1 protein-coding gene is annotated in these 520 nt (G+C 32.7%); it reads right to left on the reverse strand.

Going from position 1 to position 520, the window contains the following annotated elements; translation table 11 throughout:
- Positions 1–520, reverse strand: a 520-nt coding sequence (locus AC3G7N_RS22605) for a CDP-glycerol glycerophosphotransferase family protein (RefSeq protein WP_489424338.1), incomplete at both ends; no start/stop codon positions are given.

A 520-nucleotide genomic window follows, 5' to 3' on the forward strand; every position in this document is an offset into this window, starting at 1 on the left:
CTTTTCTTCGGTGTAAAGGGATGAAACAAGTGATTTGCAAGAATTTCCTATTGAATATTGATTCCATCTCTGCGCAAAGTCTTTGATTTGTTTTAAGTCAAAATTGTTATTGCAAATTATTTGTAAAAGTTCATCCGTATTATTTACAATTGGACCAGGAATAAGCCTCTTGTAGTCTTCACAAAACCCTCTATCTTTTTTGTATTCATCCAAATCATAAGCAAAAAATATCATTGGTCGTTCGAGCAATGAAAATTCGAATGGGATAGATGAATAGTCGGTAATTAGGATATCCGTAATAACCAACAATTCATTAACATCGGTAATATCTGATACATCATAAACAAAATTAGAATAGGCATTGTAAAAATCACTTTTTATTGCGGGATGAAGTTTTAAAAACAAAACATATTGGTCCGATAGCTGTTCCTCAAGCCTTTGAATATCCAGGGCGATTTTTGCCTCATTGAGTTTATTATCTCGATAGGTAGGTGCGTATAAGATTACTTTTTTGCGATTG

Source organism: Virgibacillus carmonensis (genome assembly GCF_057836705.1).